18 protein-coding genes are annotated in these 17,313 nt (G+C 72.6%); 12 read left to right on the forward strand and 6 right to left on the reverse strand.

What is annotated here, in order from left to right; genetic code table 11:
- Window positions 1–170 precede the first annotated feature (170 nt).
- Genes ABT369_RS26970 through ABT369_RS26995 form a run of 6 tightly spaced genes read left to right on the forward strand, consistent with a single transcriptional unit; the run spans window position 171 to window position 4,372 of the window.
- Window positions 171–1,703, forward strand: a complete 1,533-nt coding sequence (locus tag ABT369_RS26970) for a hypothetical protein (protein WP_350615976.1) — start codon at window positions 171–173, stop codon at window positions 1,701–1,703.
- Between the two features lie 15 nt (window positions 1,704–1,718).
- On the forward strand, window positions 1,719–2,015 hold the full coding sequence (gene clpS / locus ABT369_RS26975; RefSeq protein WP_350615977.1) for an ATP-dependent Clp protease adapter ClpS: 297 nt from the start codon (window positions 1,719–1,721) through the stop codon (window positions 2,013–2,015).
- The gene (locus tag ABT369_RS26980) at window positions 1,991–2,512 is read left to right on the forward strand and encodes a DUF2017 domain-containing protein (RefSeq protein ID WP_350616066.1); all 522 of its coding nucleotides are present in this window, start codon (window positions 1,991–1,993) and stop codon (window positions 2,510–2,512) included. The genes clpS and ABT369_RS26980 overlap by 25 nt, the downstream gene beginning before the upstream one ends.
- A gap of 49 nt (window positions 2,513–2,561) precedes the next feature.
- Window positions 2,562–3,053 (forward strand): M67 family metallopeptidase, encoded by a 492-nt coding sequence (locus ABT369_RS26985; protein ID WP_350615979.1) that lies wholly within the window; start codon window positions 2,562–2,564, stop codon window positions 3,051–3,053.
- Window positions 3,054–3,105: 52 nt separating this feature from the next.
- Window positions 3,106–3,417 (forward strand): MoaD family protein, encoded by a 312-nt coding sequence (locus ABT369_RS26990; RefSeq protein ID WP_350615981.1) that lies wholly within the window; start codon window positions 3,106–3,108, stop codon window positions 3,415–3,417.
- A gap of 4 nt (window positions 3,418–3,421) precedes the next feature.
- Window positions 3,422–4,372 (forward strand): PLP-dependent cysteine synthase family protein, encoded by a 951-nt coding sequence (locus ABT369_RS26995; RefSeq protein ID WP_350615982.1) that lies wholly within the window; start codon window positions 3,422–3,424, stop codon window positions 4,370–4,372.
- 1 nt (window position 4,373) lies between these two features.
- On the opposite strand, the gene ABT369_RS27000 is transcribed toward ABT369_RS26995, so the two are convergent.
- Complete coding sequence (locus tag ABT369_RS27000) at window positions 4,374–4,721, reverse strand: hypothetical protein (RefSeq protein WP_350615984.1); 348 nt, start codon at window positions 4,719–4,721, stop codon at window positions 4,374–4,376.
- A 264-nt stretch (window positions 4,722–4,985) separates the two neighbouring features.
- Here ABT369_RS27000 and ABT369_RS27005 point away from each other — a divergent pair, with 264 nt between their 5' ends.
- The 6 genes from ABT369_RS27005 to rdgB all read left to right on the forward strand — a co-directional run bounded on the left by ABT369_RS27005 (window position 4,986) and on the right by rdgB (window position 10,273).
- The gene (locus ABT369_RS27005; RefSeq protein ID WP_350615985.1) at window positions 4,986–5,738 is read left to right on the forward strand and encodes an MBL fold metallo-hydrolase; all 753 of its coding nucleotides are present in this window, start codon (window positions 4,986–4,988) and stop codon (window positions 5,736–5,738) included.
- Window positions 5,739–5,805: 67 nt separating this feature from the next.
- On the forward strand, window positions 5,806–6,954 hold the full coding sequence (locus tag ABT369_RS27010) for a glycosyltransferase family 4 protein (protein ID WP_350615986.1): 1,149 nt from the start codon (window positions 5,806–5,808) through the stop codon (window positions 6,952–6,954).
- A complete protein-coding gene (locus tag ABT369_RS27015) occupies window positions 6,951–8,066 on the forward strand; it encodes a glycosyltransferase (protein ID WP_350615987.1) in 1,116 nt (371 codons plus the stop codon). The genes ABT369_RS27010 and ABT369_RS27015 overlap by 4 nt, the downstream gene beginning before the upstream one ends.
- A gap of 40 nt (window positions 8,067–8,106) precedes the next feature.
- Window positions 8,107–8,928 (forward strand): SGNH/GDSL hydrolase family protein, encoded by an 822-nt coding sequence (locus ABT369_RS27020; protein ID WP_350615989.1) that lies wholly within the window; start codon window positions 8,107–8,109, stop codon window positions 8,926–8,928.
- Between the two features lie 23 nt (window positions 8,929–8,951).
- Entirely contained in the window at window positions 8,952–9,680 is a 729-nt protein-coding gene (rph, locus tag ABT369_RS27025) for a ribonuclease PH (protein ID WP_350615991.1), read from the forward strand.
- Complete coding sequence (gene rdgB, locus ABT369_RS27030) at window positions 9,677–10,273, forward strand: RdgB/HAM1 family non-canonical purine NTP pyrophosphatase (RefSeq protein WP_350615993.1); 597 nt, start codon at window positions 9,677–9,679, stop codon at window positions 10,271–10,273. The genes rph and rdgB overlap by 4 nt, the downstream gene beginning before the upstream one ends.
- Before the next feature lie 98 nt (window positions 10,274–10,371).
- Here the strand turns inward: rdgB and hutH are convergent, their stop codons facing one another.
- Genes hutH through hutU form a run of 5 tightly spaced genes read right to left on the reverse strand, consistent with a single transcriptional unit; the run spans window position 10,372 to window position 17,312 of the window.
- Entirely contained in the window at window positions 10,372–11,892 is a 1,521-nt protein-coding gene (hutH, locus tag ABT369_RS27035; RefSeq protein WP_350615995.1) for a histidine ammonia-lyase, read from the reverse strand.
- Window positions 11,889–13,058 (reverse strand): imidazolonepropionase, encoded by a 1,170-nt coding sequence (gene hutI, locus ABT369_RS27040; RefSeq protein WP_350615997.1) that lies wholly within the window; start codon window positions 13,056–13,058, stop codon window positions 11,889–11,891. The genes hutH and hutI overlap by 4 nt, the downstream gene beginning before the upstream one ends.
- A complete protein-coding gene (locus tag ABT369_RS27045; protein ID WP_502891827.1) occupies window positions 13,055–14,428 on the reverse strand; it encodes a formimidoylglutamate deiminase in 1,374 nt (457 codons plus the stop codon). Before ABT369_RS27045 ends, hutI begins: the two co-directional genes overlap by 4 nt.
- Window positions 14,425–15,630: an allantoate amidohydrolase gene (locus tag ABT369_RS27050; RefSeq protein ID WP_350616067.1), complete on the reverse strand. Its 1,206-nt coding sequence runs from the start codon at window positions 15,628–15,630 to the stop codon at window positions 14,425–14,427. The genes ABT369_RS27045 and ABT369_RS27050 overlap by 4 nt, the downstream gene beginning before the upstream one ends.
- Window positions 15,630–17,312: a urocanate hydratase gene (hutU, locus tag ABT369_RS27055; protein ID WP_350616068.1), complete on the reverse strand. Its 1,683-nt coding sequence runs from the start codon at window positions 17,310–17,312 to the stop codon at window positions 15,630–15,632. Before hutU ends, ABT369_RS27050 begins: the two co-directional genes overlap by 1 nt.
- Between the last annotated feature and the right edge of the window lies 1 nt (window position 17,313).

Below are 17,313 nucleotides of genomic sequence, written 5' to 3' on the forward strand. Positions count from 1 at the left end.
CGCGTACCTGTGGAAGCACGAACTTGAGTACCCCGTTCGGCTCCAGTGAGTAGCACGAACCCTGCTGCTGTAAGTGTCCGTTCACGTAGCGTTCCGATGCCCCGCCCACCAAGCGCCGTTCGTTCGCGTGTCAGGGCGGGCCTTCCCGGGCGTGCACAAGGAGGTCGCACATGGGCTTCGGGGTCATGCAGGCGCCGCTGATCGATCTTACCGTCGTGTCAGCGCCGGCCTTCGGCGTCCCGACGAGCGGGAGATCGGTGTCCGTCATGCCGGCCGGAAACATCCGAGGCAGCCGGAACCATCGGCAACCGAGCACCCCGTCGCAGTCGTCCCGGCGGTCCTGCGCGGTCGTCGCCGGCACCGCGCGGTCCGGCAAGACGGCGCTGGTCAACGCGCTGATCCGGCGTACCGCGGAGCCGATCGAGACCGGCGACGCCTGGGTGGTCTTCCGCCACGGCGAGCGCCCGGAGGCGTGGGCCTTCGTGCCCGGGCACCGCGAGGCGCGCCCGTTCCCGGACCGCAGCACGATCAAGGGGCCGGCGCGCCCGGCCCGGCGGATCGAGATCACCCACCCGTCGCCCCTGCTCAAGCGGCTCGCGTTGATCGACACGCCCGGCCGCGGGGACCTGGACCCGGCCACCTGCGAGATCTCCCTCGACGCCGCCGCCGACGGGCTCGGCCTGGTCTTCGTGGTCGGCGCCGCGGCCCCGCTCGGCCGCGCCGAGCTCGACCTGCTCGCCGCCGCCGCCGACCGGCTGGAGCGCGTCGCGTTCGTCCTCACCCACATCGACCAGCACGACGAGTGGCCCGAGATGCTCGCCGCCAACCGGGCCCTGCTCGCCGCGCGCGGCCCCCGGCTCGCCACCGCCCCGTGGTTCCCGGTCTCGCTCGAGCCGGCGTCGATCTTCGGCGTCGCCGAGCTGCGCCACCAGCTCGAGGCCTGGAGCGACGAGCGGGCCGACACCGGCGTGCCCAAGAAGGTCACCGCCACGACGGTCTCGGCCACCGGCGACGCGTGGCAGGAGCACCTGGAGCGGGAGATCCGCGCCCGCCGCCTGGCCGCCGTCGAGCGGGTCTCGATCGACCTGGCCACCATCCACGTGCGCTGTGTCCAGGAGCTCGGATCCGGCAAGGGCTGCCCTGAGCTGCCCAGGGTCCTCGACCGGCAGCTGCACGCGCTCTCCGTGCGCAGCTCGCGCCAGCTGCGCACCGACACCCGCGAGGTGATCGACGCGGTCTTCGGCGCGCTGCTGGACACCCCACCGGACGAGGTCGTCCTGACCCGGATCGCCACCGCCGCCCGCCGGGCCGTGGACGGCGCCCGCGACGACGGCCGTGAGCGCGACCGGGCGCTGCTGGTCACCACCACCTCCGGCGTCGCCTCGCTCACCGGCGCGGGCGCGCTGGACGGCCTCTGCGCGACCGGCCTGGCCGGCGGCGCGGATCCGGACCCGGCGCAGGTGCTCTCGCCGCTGGGCATCGGACTGAACGCCGGGTCGTTTGCGATGTGGCAGCCCCGGCACGCGCCGGGCGGCCCGCCGAAGCTGCCGGACAAGAAGGACTGCCGCCGCTGGCTCCAGCACGCGCTGCGCGAGATCGAGGTCGAACTCGGCCACGAGCTCAGTGAGCGCTACGCCGAGCTGCGCCAGGCGCTGTCGATCATTGCGGGGGACGCGGTCGACCATGGCGTGCTGCTCGCTTGATGGCACCATGTTGGTATGGCGGCGCCGCAGGTCCTACCGATCGAAGAGACCCACGTCGAGGTTGATGAGGTGCCCCAGACCGACCGTCCGTGGGTGACTGTCGTCTGGAACGATCCCGTCAACCTCATGAGTTACGTGACCTGGGTCCTGCAGAAGCTGTTCGGGTACAGCAAGGAGAAGGCCGAACGCCTCATGCTCGACGTGCATCAGAAGGGGAAGGCGATCGTCGTCAGCGGGGCGCGCGAGAAGATGGAGTACGACGCCTCCCGGCTGCAGGCCCACGGGCTCTGGGCGACGGTGGAGCAGTCGTGACCATGTTCGTGCGCGCCGGCACGGTGTGCGTCGCCCGGTTCGGCCCGGGCGAGGCCGCGGTGCTCAACGAGGTCATGCTCGAGGTCATCACCCTGCTCTCCGAGGGCTTCGACCGCACCGATCCGGTCATCGGGCGCCTGTTCCCCGATGTGTACCGCGACGACCCCGCCCTCTCCGCGGAGCTGCGCCGATACACCGAGGACGACCTGCGCTCGGCCAAGCTGGAGCAGGCCGCGCTCCTGCTGGACGCGCTGCCGGTCGAGGGCGGCGAGGTGGCCCTCGACGAGGAGCAGGCCGAGGCCTGGCTGCGGGCGCTCACCGACGTCCGGCTCACCCTGGGCCTGCGCCTGGGCATCGCCGACGACGACGTGGACATCGAGTCCGAGCTCGACGAGGCGATCCTCAAGGACCCCACGTCGGCCCGGGTCGCGCAGCTCTCGGTGTACCAATACCTGACCTATCTGCAGGAATCGCTCGTCGGCGCGCTCATGGGCTGAGATGCCCGTCACGGGCGAGTGTCGCCCGGGTTTCGGTAGGCTGTCTCCCGTGCTGACCATCGACGCCGCGATCCTCGACGCGATCGTCGCGCACGCCCGCCGGGACCACCCTGACGAGGCGTGCGGGATCGTCGCGGGTCCGGCCGGCTCGGACCGGCCGGAGCGACACGTGCCGATGGAGAACGCGGCCCGGTCCATGACGTTCTACGAGTTCGACTCCAAGGAACAGCTGAAGCTGTGGCGGGAGATGGACGACGCCGACGAGGAGCCGGTCGTGGTCTACCACTCGCACACGGCCACCGAGGCCTATCCGTCCCGCACGGACGTCTCCTTCGCCGGTGAGCCCGGCGCGCACTACCTGCTCGTCTCCACCCGCGACCCGGAGCTGACCGAGGTCCGCTCGTTCCGCATCGTGGACGGGGCCGTCACCGAGGAGCCGGTTCAGGTAGTTAATGCAGTCGTGGATCCGAACGCCGTCCAGAAGTACCTCTTCGGGCAGAGCCCGGCGACCGTCGACTACGAGTGTCGGACCGGCAACTGACCTGCCGCCCGTTCTGACCCGTTTCGTCCCGTCGTCTTCAGAGGAGAACACCATGGCCATCGAAGTTCGCATCCCCACCATCCTGCGCAGCTACACCGGCGGCGCCAAGACCGTCGAGGGCTCCGGGGACACCATCGCCGACCTGCTCAACGACCTCGACTCCCGGCACGCCGGGATCAAGGACCGGCTGATCACGGGCGAGGGCGGCCTGCACCGGTTCGTCAACGTCTACATCAACGACGAGGACGTCCGGTTCCTCGGCGCGCTCGACGCGAAGCTCAACGACGGCGACTCCGTGACGATCCTGCCCGCGGTCGCGGGTGGCGCGTTCGCGTTCGCCGCCGCCCACGCCCTGCGGGGCTGATCGCGTGACGCGCTACGAGTCCCTGCTCGACGCGTGTGGCAACACGCCGCTCGTCGGACTGCCTCGGCTCTCGCCGAGCGCCGACGTGCGGCTCTGGGCCAAGCTCGAGGATCGCAACCCGACGGGAAGCGTCAAGGACCGCGTGGCGCTGTGGATGGTGAAGGCGGCCGAGGAGTCCGGCCGCCTCCGCCCGGGTGACACGATCATCGAGCCGACCAGTGGCAACACCGGCATCGCGCTGGCGATGGTGGCGAAGCTGCGCGGCTACCGGCTCGTGTGCGTGATGCCCGAGAACGTCTCCGCCGAGCGCACCTCCCTGCTGCGGATGTACGGTGCGGAGATCATCACCTCGCCGGCGGCGGGCGGCTCCAACCGCGCCGTCGCCGTGGCGAAGGAGATCGCGGCCGAGCACCCGGACTGGGTGATGCTGTACCAGTACGGCAACGAGGCCAACGCGCGCGCCCACTACGAGTCGACCGGCCCGGAGATCCTGCGCGACCTGCCGACCATCACCCACTTCGTGGCGGGGCTGGGCACCACCGGCACGCTCATGGGGGTCGGGCGCTACCTGCGCGAGAAGGTCGAGGACATCGAGATCATCGCGGCCGAGCCCCGCTACGGGGAGCTCGTCTACGGCCTGCGCAACCTCGACGAGGGCTATGTGCCGGAGTTGTACGACGCGAAGGTGCTGACCCGCCGCTTCTCCGTCGGCACCCAGGACTCCGTGCTGCGCACCCGGCAGCTGGTCGAGGTCGAGGGCATGTTCGTGGGCTTCTCCACCGGTGCCGTGCTGCACGCCGCGCTCGCCGTCGCGCACCAGGCGCTCAAGGCCGGCAAGCGGGCCGATGTCGTGTTCCTCGTGGCCGACGGCGGGTTCAAGTACCTGTCGACCGGCGCCTACGGGGGCACGCTCGCGGAGGCCGAAAACGCCCTCGAAGGGCAGCTCTGGGCCTGAGCTACAGGCCCGTCACGATCCAGCCGAGCAGCAGGCTCACCGACGCGGCGCCGAGCAGCGCGTAGGGGAGCCTGCGCCGGTGCACGCTCGCGAACGCCGCGATCGTGCACGCCAGGCCCAGCAGGCCGATGGTGATGACGACGGGGCCGTACCAGACGCGGTACTGCCCGATGAGCCCCACGAAGGCCCGCAGCGCCACCGCCATGCCCCCGAGCCCGAGCGCGGCCGCCCAGGCGCACACCGCGGCGATCTGGCGGTTGTCCGGGCGCGGGTCGGCCTCCGTGGGCAGGCGGAACGCGTCCGGCAGGTGCCGGCGCAGTCGCTTCACACGGGACACGTCAACCGACACGGTGCCTCCTCTGTTGCCGCCTCACTGCGTGCAACGACCGAGGTAGTTGAGCGTGACGCGACCCCTGTCACGTTGGCGACATCCGCCCCCCGATCTTTCGGCCTGGGCAGCCAGTCCGGCGTAGGCTGCGCAGCGTGAGCGGGCCAAGCCGTGCCCTACAGCCGCGGGTTCGTGGATTGGATCTATCCTCACCCTTACCGTTCCTATCCACATGCGATCCACAGTTCGTTCGAAGACGGGAGACGGCGGGTTGAGGGCAGCATCATGAGGCTCACGGTTCTCGGCTGCGCCGGCAGCTTCCCGGGGCCTGAGGCGCCCTGCTCCGCCTACCTGGTCGAGGCGGACGGCTTCCGCCTGCTGATCGACTTCGGCCCGGGCTCGATGTCGGCGCTGCAGCGCTACGGCAGCCTCTACGCCGTCGACGCGATCCTGCTGTCGCACCTGCACTGTGACCACATGCTCGACGCCTGCTCCTACATCGTGGCCCGCCGCTACGCTCCGGCCGGACCGTTCCCGCCCCTGCCCGTCTACGCGCCCGTGAACGCCCCCGAGCGGATCACGGCGGCCTACGGCGGCGAGCACGAGCCGATGTCCATCGGCGACGTGTACACCTTCTACGCCCTGCAGCCGGGCAGCTTCCCGATCGGGCCGTTCGGGGTGACCGTGGACCGGGTCAACCACCCCATCGAGACCTACGGCGTGCGCCTCGAGCACGACGGCAAGGTGCTCGCGTACTCGGCCGACACCGCCCCCTGCGAGGCCCTGATCCGCCTGGCCCAGGGCGCCGACGTGTTCCTGTGCGAGGCGAGCTACCTCGACGGCGTGGACAACCCGCCCGACCTGCACCTGACGGGCCGGGAGGCGGCCGAGCACGCCACCAAGGCGGGCGTCGGCCGGTTGCTGCTCACCCACCTGGTCCCGGCCTGGGGGAGCGAGGCGCTCACGCACGAAGCGGCATCGAGCGCCTTCTCTGGCCCGATCGATATCGTGCGGCCTGGCGCGCGGTACGACATTTAGGGACCCGTTCGCCGTCTGGCCAACAAATCGTGGCCGCATGCATGGACGCCGCCCTCATGGTCATGGCATGCGGATCGCGATCGTCACCGAATCGTTCCCGCCCGATGTGAACGGCGTCGCCCACTCCGTCGTCCGGGTGGCCGAGCACCTCGTAGCGCGTGGCCACGAGCCGCTCGTGATCGCTCCTCAGCCGTCGTCCGCGGCGCGCTCGGTCACCGGCTCCTTCCCGTACCAGATCATCCGCGTGCCCTCCGTGGCCACGCCGGGCTATGGGAGCTTCCGCCTGGGGCTGCCCAGCCGCCGCCTGGCCGCCGCGCTGAGGGCGCATCGCACCGACCTCGTGCACCTGGCCAGCCCGTTCGTGCTCGGCGCCCGCGGCATGACGGTCGCCGCCTCGCTGGGCCTGCCCACGGTGGCCGTGTACCAGACGGACGTGCCCGCCTACGCCCGCCTGTACTACCGCTCGAACCTCGGCGAGTCGGCCGCCTGGCGCTGGCTGCGGCACATCCACAACTCCGCCGACCGGACCCTCGCGCCGTCGACCGCCGCCGCCACGGCCCTGCACGGCCACGGCATCGAGCGCGTCTGGCTCTGGCGCCGCGGCGTCGACGCGGCCCGTTTCGACCCCGGGCACCGCTCCGCGGCCCTGCGCCGCGCGGTCGCCGCCGAGGGGCAGGTGATCGTCGGCTACGTCGGCCGGCTCGCCGTCGAGAAGCGCGTCGACCTCCTCGCGCCGGTCAGCCGCATCCCCGGCGTCCGCGTGGTCGTGGTCGGCGACGGCCCGGCCCGCGCGACCCTCGAGCGGGCCATGCCGGACGCGGTGTTCCTCGGCGAGCGCCGCGGCGACCAGCTGGCCCGGATCTTCGCCAGCCTCGACCTGTTCGTGCACACCGGGCCGTTCGAGACCTTCGGCCAGACCATCCAGGAGGCCCTCGCCAGCGGCGTGCCCGTGGTCGCGCCGGCCCAGGGCGGCCCGCTGGACCTCGTCGACGACGGCCGCACCGGCCTGCTCGTGCCGCCCGGCGACGCGCCCTCGCTCGTCTCGGCGGTGACCGAGCTCGTCCAGGACCACGAGCGGCGCCTCGCCATGGGCGTGGCCGCGCGTGTGGCGGTGGCGTCGCGCACGTGGGCCGCGGTCGGCGACGAGCTCATCAGGCACTACGCCGACGTGCACTCCGGTGGTATCGCCGCACGCTCGGTGCCGATCCCGGCATGAGCTCGAAGATCGTGCGGCTGGCGAACTTCGTCATGCCGCGCTCCGGTGGGCTGCGCACGGCGCTGCAGGCCCTCGGCGAGGGGTATCTGGCGGCCGGCCACGAGCCCATCCTCATCGTGCCCGGCGCCGAGCGCTCCGACGTGATGACCTCGCAGGGCCGCGTGATCACGATCCCCGGGCCCGTGGTGCCCGGTACCGGCGGGTACCGCGTCCTGATCAACCGCCGCAAGCTCGCGAAGCTGCTCGAGGACCTGGCGCCCGACCGGCTCGAGGTCTCCGACCGCTTCACGCTGCGCTGGACCGGCCGCTGGGCCCGCGAGCGCGGCATTCCCGCCGTGATGGTGTCGCACGAGAGCCTCGCCGGGCTGCTGACGTTTGCCGGCCCGCTCGGCAATCCCTGGGCGGACCTGCTCAACGCGCGCAGCTTCCGCTCGTACGACCGCATCGTGTGCACGACGGGCTGGGCGGCCGGCGAGTTCCGGCGCATCGGCGCCGAGAACCTCGCCCAGGTGCCCCTCGGCGTCGACCTCGACCTGTTCAACCCGTCCCGCTACGACGACTCGCTGCGCGCCCGCTACGCCGAGCCGCACCAGGTCCTGCTCGTGCACTGCGGCCGGCTCTCCTCCGAGAAGCGCCCCGAGCGCTCCGTCGACGCCCTGGTGGCGCTGCGGAAGCGGGGGGTCGACGCGGTACTGGTGGTCGCCGGTGACGGCCCACTGCGCGCCCGCCTGCAGGAGCAGGCCCGCGGGCACGAGGTGCACTTCATGGAGTTCGTGACCGAGCGCACCACGGTCGCGTCCCTCCTCGCGACCGCCGACGTCGTCATCGCGCCCGGCCCCATCGAGACGTTCGGGCTCGCGGCCCTGGAGGCGCTCGCGTGCGGCACGCCCGCGGTGGTCGACGCGGCGTCCGCGCTGCCCGAGGTGATCGGCGACGCCGGCGTCGCCGTCGCGCACGACTTTGCTTCCGGTGTACTGCAGGTGCTCGAACGACCCGCCGCCGCCCGCCGCGCCGAGGCACGCGCCCGGGCGGAGCAGTTCTCCTGGCCGGCCGCGGTCGCCGGCTTCCTGGCGGTGCACCACTCGCTGGTTCTGTCGGGGGTGGCGTCGTGAACGCTGACGCGCTTGCCTCCGGTCTTTCGGGGGTGGACTCGTGACCGTTTTCGCAGCTCTTGGAGATTCGACCACCGCCGGCTTCGGTGACCGGGTCAAGGGCCGGTGGCGCGGCTGGGCACCGATCTTCGCGTCGGCGCTCGGCGTGCGGCTGCACAACTTCTCACTCAGCGGCGCCCGGGCCGCCGACCTGGAGCGCGACCAGCTCCCGCGCGCGCTCGCCGTCCGCCCGGCCCTCGCGGCCGTGCTCATCGGCACCAACGACACCCTGCGCGACCCGTTCGACGGGGCCCGGTTCGCCGGGCACCTCGAGCGCACCGTCGCCCCGCTGCGCGAGTCCGGCGCCGAGGTGCTCACCATCCGGCTGCCCGACCCGGGCCGCATGTTCGGCCTCCCCGGCCCGCTGGCCCGTCCGCTGGCCCGCCGCATGGCCGAGATCAATGAGGCGGCCGACCGGGTCGCCGCGCGGTACGACACCATCCACTTCGACGCGGCCGGCAACCCGGACTCGTACGAGCGGGACATGTGGAGCGTCGACCGGCTTCACCCGAGCGAGCGCGGGCACCGCTTCCTGGCCTGCTCGTACTTCGACCTCCTCGAACAGCGCGGTGTCGTCAAGGCCCTGCTGGCCGACGGCCTGGCCCCGTCCCGCCCGTCGCCGGAGCCGACCAACCGCCCGCCGAGCGTCCTGGCTCAGGCCCTGTGGATGTCGACGGCCGGCACGCGGTGGGTGATCCGCCGCTCGACCGACCTCCTGCCGGGCCTGGCCCGCCTGGCCTGGGCCGAGTGGCGCCACGGCTCCCCGGCCGCGGACCTGGACCTAGACCTGGACCTGGACCCGGTCCCCGGCAAGGTCGCCTGATCGGCTTGTCTAGGCTGGTTCCTATGGCCCGACCCGATGGACGCGTCTCAGACCAACTTCGACCTGTATCGATCACCCGCCAGTGGAGCATGCACCCGGAGGGGTCCGTACTCATCGAGTTCGGCGGCACCCGCGTGCTGTGCACCGCCAGCGTCACCGAGGGCGTGCCGCGCTGGCGCAAGGGCTCCGGCCTGGGCTGGCTGACCGCCGAATACGCGATGCTCCCGCGCGCCACCACCACCCGCAGCGACCGGGAGAGCGTGAAGGGCAAGATCGGCGGCCGCACCCACGAGATCTCCCGCCTGATCGGCCGCAGCCTGCGCGCCTGCATCGACCTCAAGGCCCTGGGCGAGAACTCGATCGTCCTGGACTGCGACGTCCTGCAGGCCGACGGCGGCACCCGCACGGCGGCGATCACCGGCGCCTACGTGGCCCTCCACGACGCCGTCTCCTGGCTGGCGACCCAGCGCAAGCTCGCCGGCAAGCCCGCGGACGTCCTGCACCGCTCGGTCGCCGCCGTCAGCGTCGGCATCATCGCCGGCGAGCCCCGCCTGGACCTCTGCTACGAGGAGGACGTGGTGGCGGATGTGGACATGAACGTGGTGTGCACCGGCGCCGGCGAGTTCGTCGAGGTCCAGGGCACCGGCGAGCAGGGCATCTTCACCCGGGCGGAGCTGGACACCCTCGTGGACCTGGGCGCCCGCGGCTGCGCCGACCTGACCGCCCTTCAGCAGAAGGCCCTCGCCGGATGAACCTCCTCTTGGCGACCCGCAACAAGAAGAAGCTGATCGAGCTGCGCCGGGTCATGGAGGCCGCGGCCCTGAGCATCGACCTGCTCGGCCTGGACGACGTCGACAGCTACCCGGAGGCCCCCGAGACCGGCCTCACCTTCGAGGACAACGCCCTCCTGAAGGCCCGCGAGGCCGTCCAGTACACCGGCTTGCCCAGCATCGCCGACGACTCGGGCCTGGCCGTGGACGCGCTCAACGGCATGCCGGGCGTCTTCTCGGCCCGCTGGTCGGGCCTGCCGGGCGGCGCCCCCGACCGCGACGGCGCGAACCTCCGCCTGGTCCTCGCGCAGGTCGGCGACGTCCCCGACGAGCACCTCGGCGCCGCGTTCGTGTGCGCCGCCGCCCTCGTCTACCCGGACGGCCGCGAACAGGTCTTCCGCGGCGAGATGCGGGGCCACCTGATCAGGGCTCCCCGCGGCGACGGCGGCTTCGGCTACGACCCGATCTTCGTGGCCGACGGCTACACGAAGACGACCGCCGAGCTGACCCCGGAGGAGAAGGACGCCATCAGCCACCGCGGCAAGGCGTTCCGGGCCCTGGCCACCGCCCTGTAACACCGCGGATCTCACTTACTGCCAGACGGCGGTCGGCCCAGGCCGGGTTTTCCCGGTCCCTGCTCCGGCCGCCGCTCTGGCCCTTGTTCGTGCTCTCGTCAGGCGAGCGGCCCCGCCACCCCCTCGATCTCCTTGCGCAGCTCCCGCGACCAAACCAGCCCGCGAGCCGCCTCCATCACCGGCGCGAGGAACACGTCCGGCCCCGGCCCGCCCGCGAACCGCTCCACCATCGCCACCGCGCGCGTCCCGGCCGGCGAGGGCCGCAGCGGCGCCCGCAGCTGGATCCCGCGCACCGCCGAGAGCAACTCGACCGCCAGGATGCTGCACAGGTTGTCCAGAACGGTCCGCAGCTTCCGCGTCGCCGCCCACCCCATCGACACGTGGTCCTCCTGCATGCCCGACGTCGGCAACGAGTCCACGCTCGCGGGCGCCGCCAGCCGCCGGTTCTCCGCGACGATCCCCGCCGCCGTGTACTGCGCGATCATCAGCCCCGAATTGACTCCCGCATCCGGGGTCAGGAACGGCGGCAACTCCCGCGACCGGGTGACGTCGAGCAGCCGGTCCACCCGCCGTTCCGTGATCGCCCCGACCTCGGCCGCCGCGATCGCGAGGTAGTCCGCGGCGAACCCGAGCGGCGCCCCGTGGAAGTTCCCCGTCGACTCGACGCGCCCGTCGGTGAGCACCACCGGGTTGTCCACGATCGAGCGCAGCTCCCGCCCCGCGACCGTCGCCGCGAACTCGAGCGTGTCCCGCGCCGCGCCGGCCACCTGCGGCGCGCACCGCATCGAATACGCGTCCTGCACCGCATGCACCAGGTTGTCCCGGTGCGAGTCCATGATCGGCGAGCCCTGCAGGAGCCGGTGGATGTTCGCCGCCGAGGCCGCCTGCCCCGGGTGCGGCCGGATCGTGTGCAGCTCCGGCATGAACGGCCGGTCTGAGCCGAGCATCGCCTCGATCGACAGCGCCGCGGTGATGTCCGCCATCGTGAACAGGTGCCGCGAGTCCTCGATGGCCATGATCAGCATGCCGAGCATGCCGTCGGTGCCGTTGATGAGCGCCAGCCCCTCCTTCGAGGACAGCGCGATCGGTGACACCCCGGCGTCGAGCGCGCTGATCCGGGTGCCGTCCTTCGCCAGCACCCACCCCTCGCCGATCAGCACCAGCGCGCAGTGGGCCAGCGGCGCGAGGTCCCCGGACGCACCGAGCGACCCGTGCTCGGGCACCCACGGCGTGATGTCGGCGTTGAGCAGGTCCACGAGCGCCTGCGCGACCTCGGGCCGCACCCCGGAGCGCCCCATCGCCAGGGAGCGGATCCGCAGCAGGATCATCGCTCGTACGACCTCCCGCTGCACCGGCGCCCCGACGCCCGCCGCGTGCGAGCGGATCAGCGCGTGCTGCAGCTCCGCCCGGCGCTCGGGTGCGATGAACGTGTTGGCGAGCGCCCCGAACCCGGTCGACACCCCGTACACCGGGCGCCCGTCCCGCTCGATCGCGTCCACGATGGACCGGCTCGCGCGCATGGCGTCGAGCGCGTCCGGCGCGAGGGTCACCCGTGCGTTGCCCCGGGCGACCGCGATCAGGTCGTCGGGGGTGATGCCAGAGGCGGTGATGGTGATCAAACCAGCTCCCCATTGAGCACGACGTTGGTGGTCAGCGGCACCCCGGGCCGGTAGGCCAGGTGCACGTACGAGGGGGCGTCCAGCACGACGAGGTCGCCGCGCGCCCCGTACGTCAGCCGCCCGATGTCTTCCCGGCGCAGCGCCGCCGCCCCGCCCCGCGTCGCCGCGAGCACGGCCTCGGCCGGCGTCATCGCCATCTCCCGCACCGCGAGCGCGATGCAGAACGGCATCGACGTGGTGTACGACGACCCCGGATTGCAATCCGTCGCCAGCGCGACCGTCGCCCCCGCGTCGAGCAGCGCCCGGGCCGGCGGATACGGCGACCGCGTCGAGAACTCCGCCCCCGGCAGCAGCGTCGCGACCGTGCTCGACCCGGCGAGCGCCGCGATGTCCGCCGCGGCCAGGTGCGTGCAGTGATCCGCCGACGCCGCGTTCAGCTCCACCGCCAGCCGCACCCCGGGCCCCTCCGACAGCTGGTTCGCGTGCACCCGCACACCCATCCCCGCGTCGGCGCCGACGGTCAGGATGGCCCGCGAGTGATCCGCGTCGAACGCACCCCGCTCGCAGAACACGTCGATCCACCGCGCCCCGGCCCCGTGCGCCGCGGTGAGCATCGGCCCGCAGACGAGGCTCACATAGTCGTCCGCCCGGCCCGCGTACTCCGCCGGCACCACATGCGCCCCGAGGAACGTCGTCTCGGTGCTGAACTCCCGCGCGATCCGCAGCGACCGAGACTCGTCGGCGACGCTCAGCCCATACCCGGACTTGATCTCCATCGTCGTCGTACCCTGCCGCAGCGCCTCATGCCGCAACCGCGCCACGTTCGCCCGCAACTGCTCGTCATCGGCGGCCCGGGTCGCCCCGACGGTCGTCCGGATCCCCCCGCCCGTATACGGCTGCCCTGCCATCCGCGCCGCGAACTCCGCCGCCCGATCGCCCCCGAACACCAGGTGCGAGTGGCTGTCGACGAACCCGGGCAGCACCGCCGCCCCGTTCGCGTCGAGCCGCATGTCGGCCGCCGGCGTGTCCCCGGCCCGCCCGATCCACTCGACCCGCCGGCCGTCGATGACGAGCGCGGCATCGCGCCGGATCCCGAGCGGTCCCTCACCCCAGCTCGGGTCGCCCGTGACGAGCTCCCCGATGTTGGTGACCAGCAGCGACCTCATCGCGCCGCCGCCCCGACACGCCGGCTGTCAGCGGTCTCACTCGCACCGGCCGAGATCTTTCCGAGCGCCCCCTGCAGCGCCGCCCCCACATCCGGAACCGCGATGTGCACTCCATCGCGCACGACGACCCGCCCGTCGACCACCACATGGCGCACGTCCGCCGCCGTGGCCACGAACCCGATCGCCGCCGGATCGCAGCCCGCCGTCCGCGGCGAGTCGAGCGCCACGGTGACCAGGTCCGCCCGGCCGCCGACCGCGATAGCGCCGGCGTGCGACCAGCCGAGCGCCGCGTGCCCGGCGGCCGTGGCCGCGCTCATCAGCTCGGCGCCCGTGAAGTGCCCGCGATGCTCGGTGTGGAGCCGCTCGTGCATCTCGACCCCGCGCGCCTCCTCGAACAGGTCGATCACCGCGTGGCTGTCGCTGCCCAGGCTGAGCGGGCTGCCCGCGTCGACCAGCGCCCGCGCGTGCCCGATGCCGTCGGCGAGATCCCGCTCGGTCGTCGGGCAGAAGCACACCCCGGTGCCGCTGTCGCCGAGCTCGGTCCGGTCCGTGTCCGTCAGGTGCGTGGCGTGCACGGCCGTCACCCGCCCGCCGAGCAGCCCGCGATCGGCGAGCAGCTCCGTCGGCGTGCGGCCGTGAACCGCGAGGCAGGCCTCGTTCTCCGCGCGCTGCTCCGAGAGGTGCACGTGCGTCGGCAGGCCGTCGGTGCGCGCCACGAACGCCGTCAGCGCCTCCGCCGGCACGGCCCGCACGCTGTGCGCCGCCGCCCCGATCCGCGCGTGGGGCCGGGGCCGGAGCCGATCAAGCCGGTTCGACCAGGCATCGACCGACCCGTCGCCAAACCGCAGCTGTACCCCCTCAAGCGCCCGCCCATCGACCCCCGCCGTCAGATACAGCGTGTCGAGCAGCGTGATCCTGATCCCCGCATCGGCCGCCGCGGCGATGAGCGCCTCGCCCATCGCATTGGGGTCCGCATACCTCACCCCGCCCGGCCCGTGGTGCAGATAGTGGAACTCACCGACGCAGGTGATCCCGGCCCGCGCCATCTCGGCATACACCGCCACCGCCAGCGCGTGATACGAGTCCGGGTCGAGCGCCCCCGCCACCGCGTACATCTGCTCGCGCCAGGTCCAGAACGTGCCCCGCCCCCGTTGTGTCCGGCCCCGCAGCGCCCGGTGGAACGCGTGGGAGTGCGCGTTGGCCAGGCCCGGCAGCGTCAGCCCCGGCAGCCGCATCGCCCCGGCGGCCTCGGGCGCGTCGACCGGCGTCCGCGGCCGAACCACGACGAACCGGCCGCCCGCGATCTCGACCACCACGTCGTCGGCGACGCCGGACGGCAGCCAGGCGTGCTCGCAGTGGTACCGCATCACTGACATAGCCGGGCCAACAGATCGGTGAGCTTCTCCACCCCCGCGGCGCAGTCGGCATCGCGGGCCGATTCCTGCGGCGCGTGCGAGATGCCCGTCGGGTTCCTCACGAACAACATCGCCGTGTCGACGTGGGCGGACAACACGCCCGCGTCGTGCCCGGCACCGGTCGGCAGCACGGGCGCCTGAAGCTCGAGGGCGGCGAGCTTGCTGACGTCTCCCGTGAACCCGACCTCGCCGGTGACCGACTCCGCGGCCATGGTCACGTGCGTGCCGTCGAGCCGGGCCCGCCTCTCCGCTCGCTGGTGAATGGCCTCGACGAGCTTCTGCAGCGTCTCGCCGTCCGCGGCCCGGGCGTCGAGCCAGGCGGAGGCGCGGGCCGCGATGGCGTTGGTGGCGTTCGGCGCGACCTCGACCCGCCCGACGGTCGCGTGCGCGCCGTGGGTCCGGGCGGCCTCGTCGGTCGCCAGCACCGTGTAGGCAAGCGTGAGCATCGGGTCGTGCCGGTCCGACATACGGGTCGTGCCGGCGTGGTTGCCCTCGCCGGTGAACTCGAAGCGATACCGCCCATGCGGCCAGATCGCGCTCGCAATCCCGACCGGGGCGTCGAGGTGGTCGAGGGCTCGCCCCTGCTCGACGTGGAGCTCGACGAACGCCCCGATGCGCGCCAGACGCTCCGGATCGGGCCCGAGCCGATCCGGGTCGAGCCCGGCCCGCCCGATCGCGTCCGCGAGCCAGGCGCCCTCCTGGTCCCGCAGCCGCAGTGCCTTCGCGGGATCGAACGCGCCGGTCATCAGCCGCGAGCCGAGGCACGGCACCCCGAACCGGGCGCCCTCCTCCTCGGTGAACACCACGACCGCCACCGGCCGCGCCGGCTTCACGCCGCGCTCGCGGAGCCGGTCGATGGCGAGCAGCCCCGACACGACGCCCAACGGCCCGTCGTAGGCGCCCCCGTGCGGGACGGAGTCGAGATGGCTGCCGGTGACGACGGCGCCCTCCTGGTCCGGCTCGCCCCACCAGGCCCACAGGTTGCCGTTGCGGTCGATTTCGACCTCGAGGTCGCGGTCCAGCGCCTCCTCGACGAACCACTCGCGGCAAACCAGGTCGGTGTCGGTCCACGAGTGCCGGACGTACCCACCGTCCTCGCCGACCCGGCCGATCGGGCTCAGCGATCCCCACAGCGCGGCGAACCGGTCGGCGCTCATCATGCCCGCTCACCGGCCCCTCCGCCGTCGGCCGCCGACTCCCGCATCGGCACCCGTAGCCCGTTCGACTCGGCGACCTCGGCCGCGTCGTCGTACCCGGCGTCCACGTGCCGCAGCACGCCCATCGCGGGGTCGTTGCTGAGCACCCGTGCCAGCTTCTGCGCCGCGAGCTCGGTGCCGTCGGCGACCGAGACCTGCCCGGCGTGGATGGAGCGGCCGATCCCGACGCCGCCGCCGTGGTGGATCGACACCCAGGAGGCGCCCGAGGCCGTGTTCACCAGCGCGTTGAGCAGCGGCCAGTCCGCGATCGCGTCGGAACCGTCGCGCATCGCCTCGGTCTCGCGGTACGGAGAGGCGACGGAGCCGGTGTCGAGGTGGTCGCGCCCGATGACGATGGGGGCCTCCAGCGTGCCGTCGGCGACCATCTCGTTGAACCGGAGTCCGGCCCGGTCGCGTTCGCCCTGACCGAGCCAGCAGATGCGAGCCGGCAGGCCCTGGAACGCGACCCGCTCCTGCGCCATCTTGATCCAGCGGTGCAGCGAGGCGTTCTCCGGGAAGAGGTCGAGGATCGCCTGGTCGGTGGCGGCGATGTCGGCGGGGTTGCCCGACAGTGCGGCCCAGCGGAAAGGGCCCTTGCCCTGGCAGAAGAGCGGCCGGATATACGCCGGGACGAACCCCGGAAATGCGAACGCCCGATCGAACCCGCCCAGTTGCGCCTCGCCCCGGATCGAGTTGCCGTAGTCGAACACCTCGGCGCCGCGGTCGAGGAATCCGACCATCGCCTCCACGTGCCGCGCCATCGAGTGGCGGGCGCGCTCGGTGAACTCCTCGGGCTTCTTGGTCGCGTAGTCGGCCGCGTCCTCGGGATCGATGCCGCTCGGGATGTAGGACAGCGGGTCGTGCGCCGAGGTCTGGTCGGTCACGATGTCGACTGGGACGCCCATTCGCAGCAGTTCGGGAAGCAGCAGCGCGGCGTTGCCCACGATCCCGACGGAGAGCGGCTTGCGCGCGATCTGGGCCTCGGCGGCGGTGCGGACCCCGGCCTCCAGCGAGTCGGCGATGACGTCGAGGTAGCGGGTGGCGACCCGGCGTTCGAGCCGGCTGCGGTCGACGTCGATGATCAGGCAGACGCCGCCGTTCATGGTGACCGCGAGCGGCTGGGCACCGCCCATCCCGCCGCACCCCGCGGTGACCGTGAGCGTGCCGGCCAGCGTCCCGCCGAACCGCTTCTCCGCCACCGCCGCGAACGTCTCGTAGGTGCCCTGCAGGATGCCCTGCGTGCCGATGTAGATCCACGACCCGGCGGTCATCTGCCCGTACATCGTCAGGCCGAGCGCCTCCAGCCGCCGGAACTCCGGCCAGTTGGCCCAGTCGCCGACGAGGTTGGAGTTGGCGATCAGGACCCGCGGTGCCCACTCGTGCGTCTGCAGCACCCCGATGGGCCGGCCGGACTGCACCAGCATCGTCTCGTCGGGCGCCAGCGTCGTCAGCGTGCGGACCAGCGCCCGGTAGGACGGCCAGTCCCGCGCGGCCTTGCCCGTGCCGCCGTAGACCACCAGGTCCTGGGGGCGTTCCGCGACGTCAGGATCGAGGTTGTTCATGAGCATGCGCAGGGCGGCTTCCTGTTGCCATCCTCGCGCCGTCAACTGGGTGCCCCGAGGGGCACGGATTGCTTCCATGATT

It is taken from the genome of Dactylosporangium sp. NPDC000244, assembly GCF_040300725.1.
Classification (GTDB): Bacteria; Actinomycetota; Actinomycetes; order Mycobacteriales; family Micromonosporaceae; genus Dactylosporangium.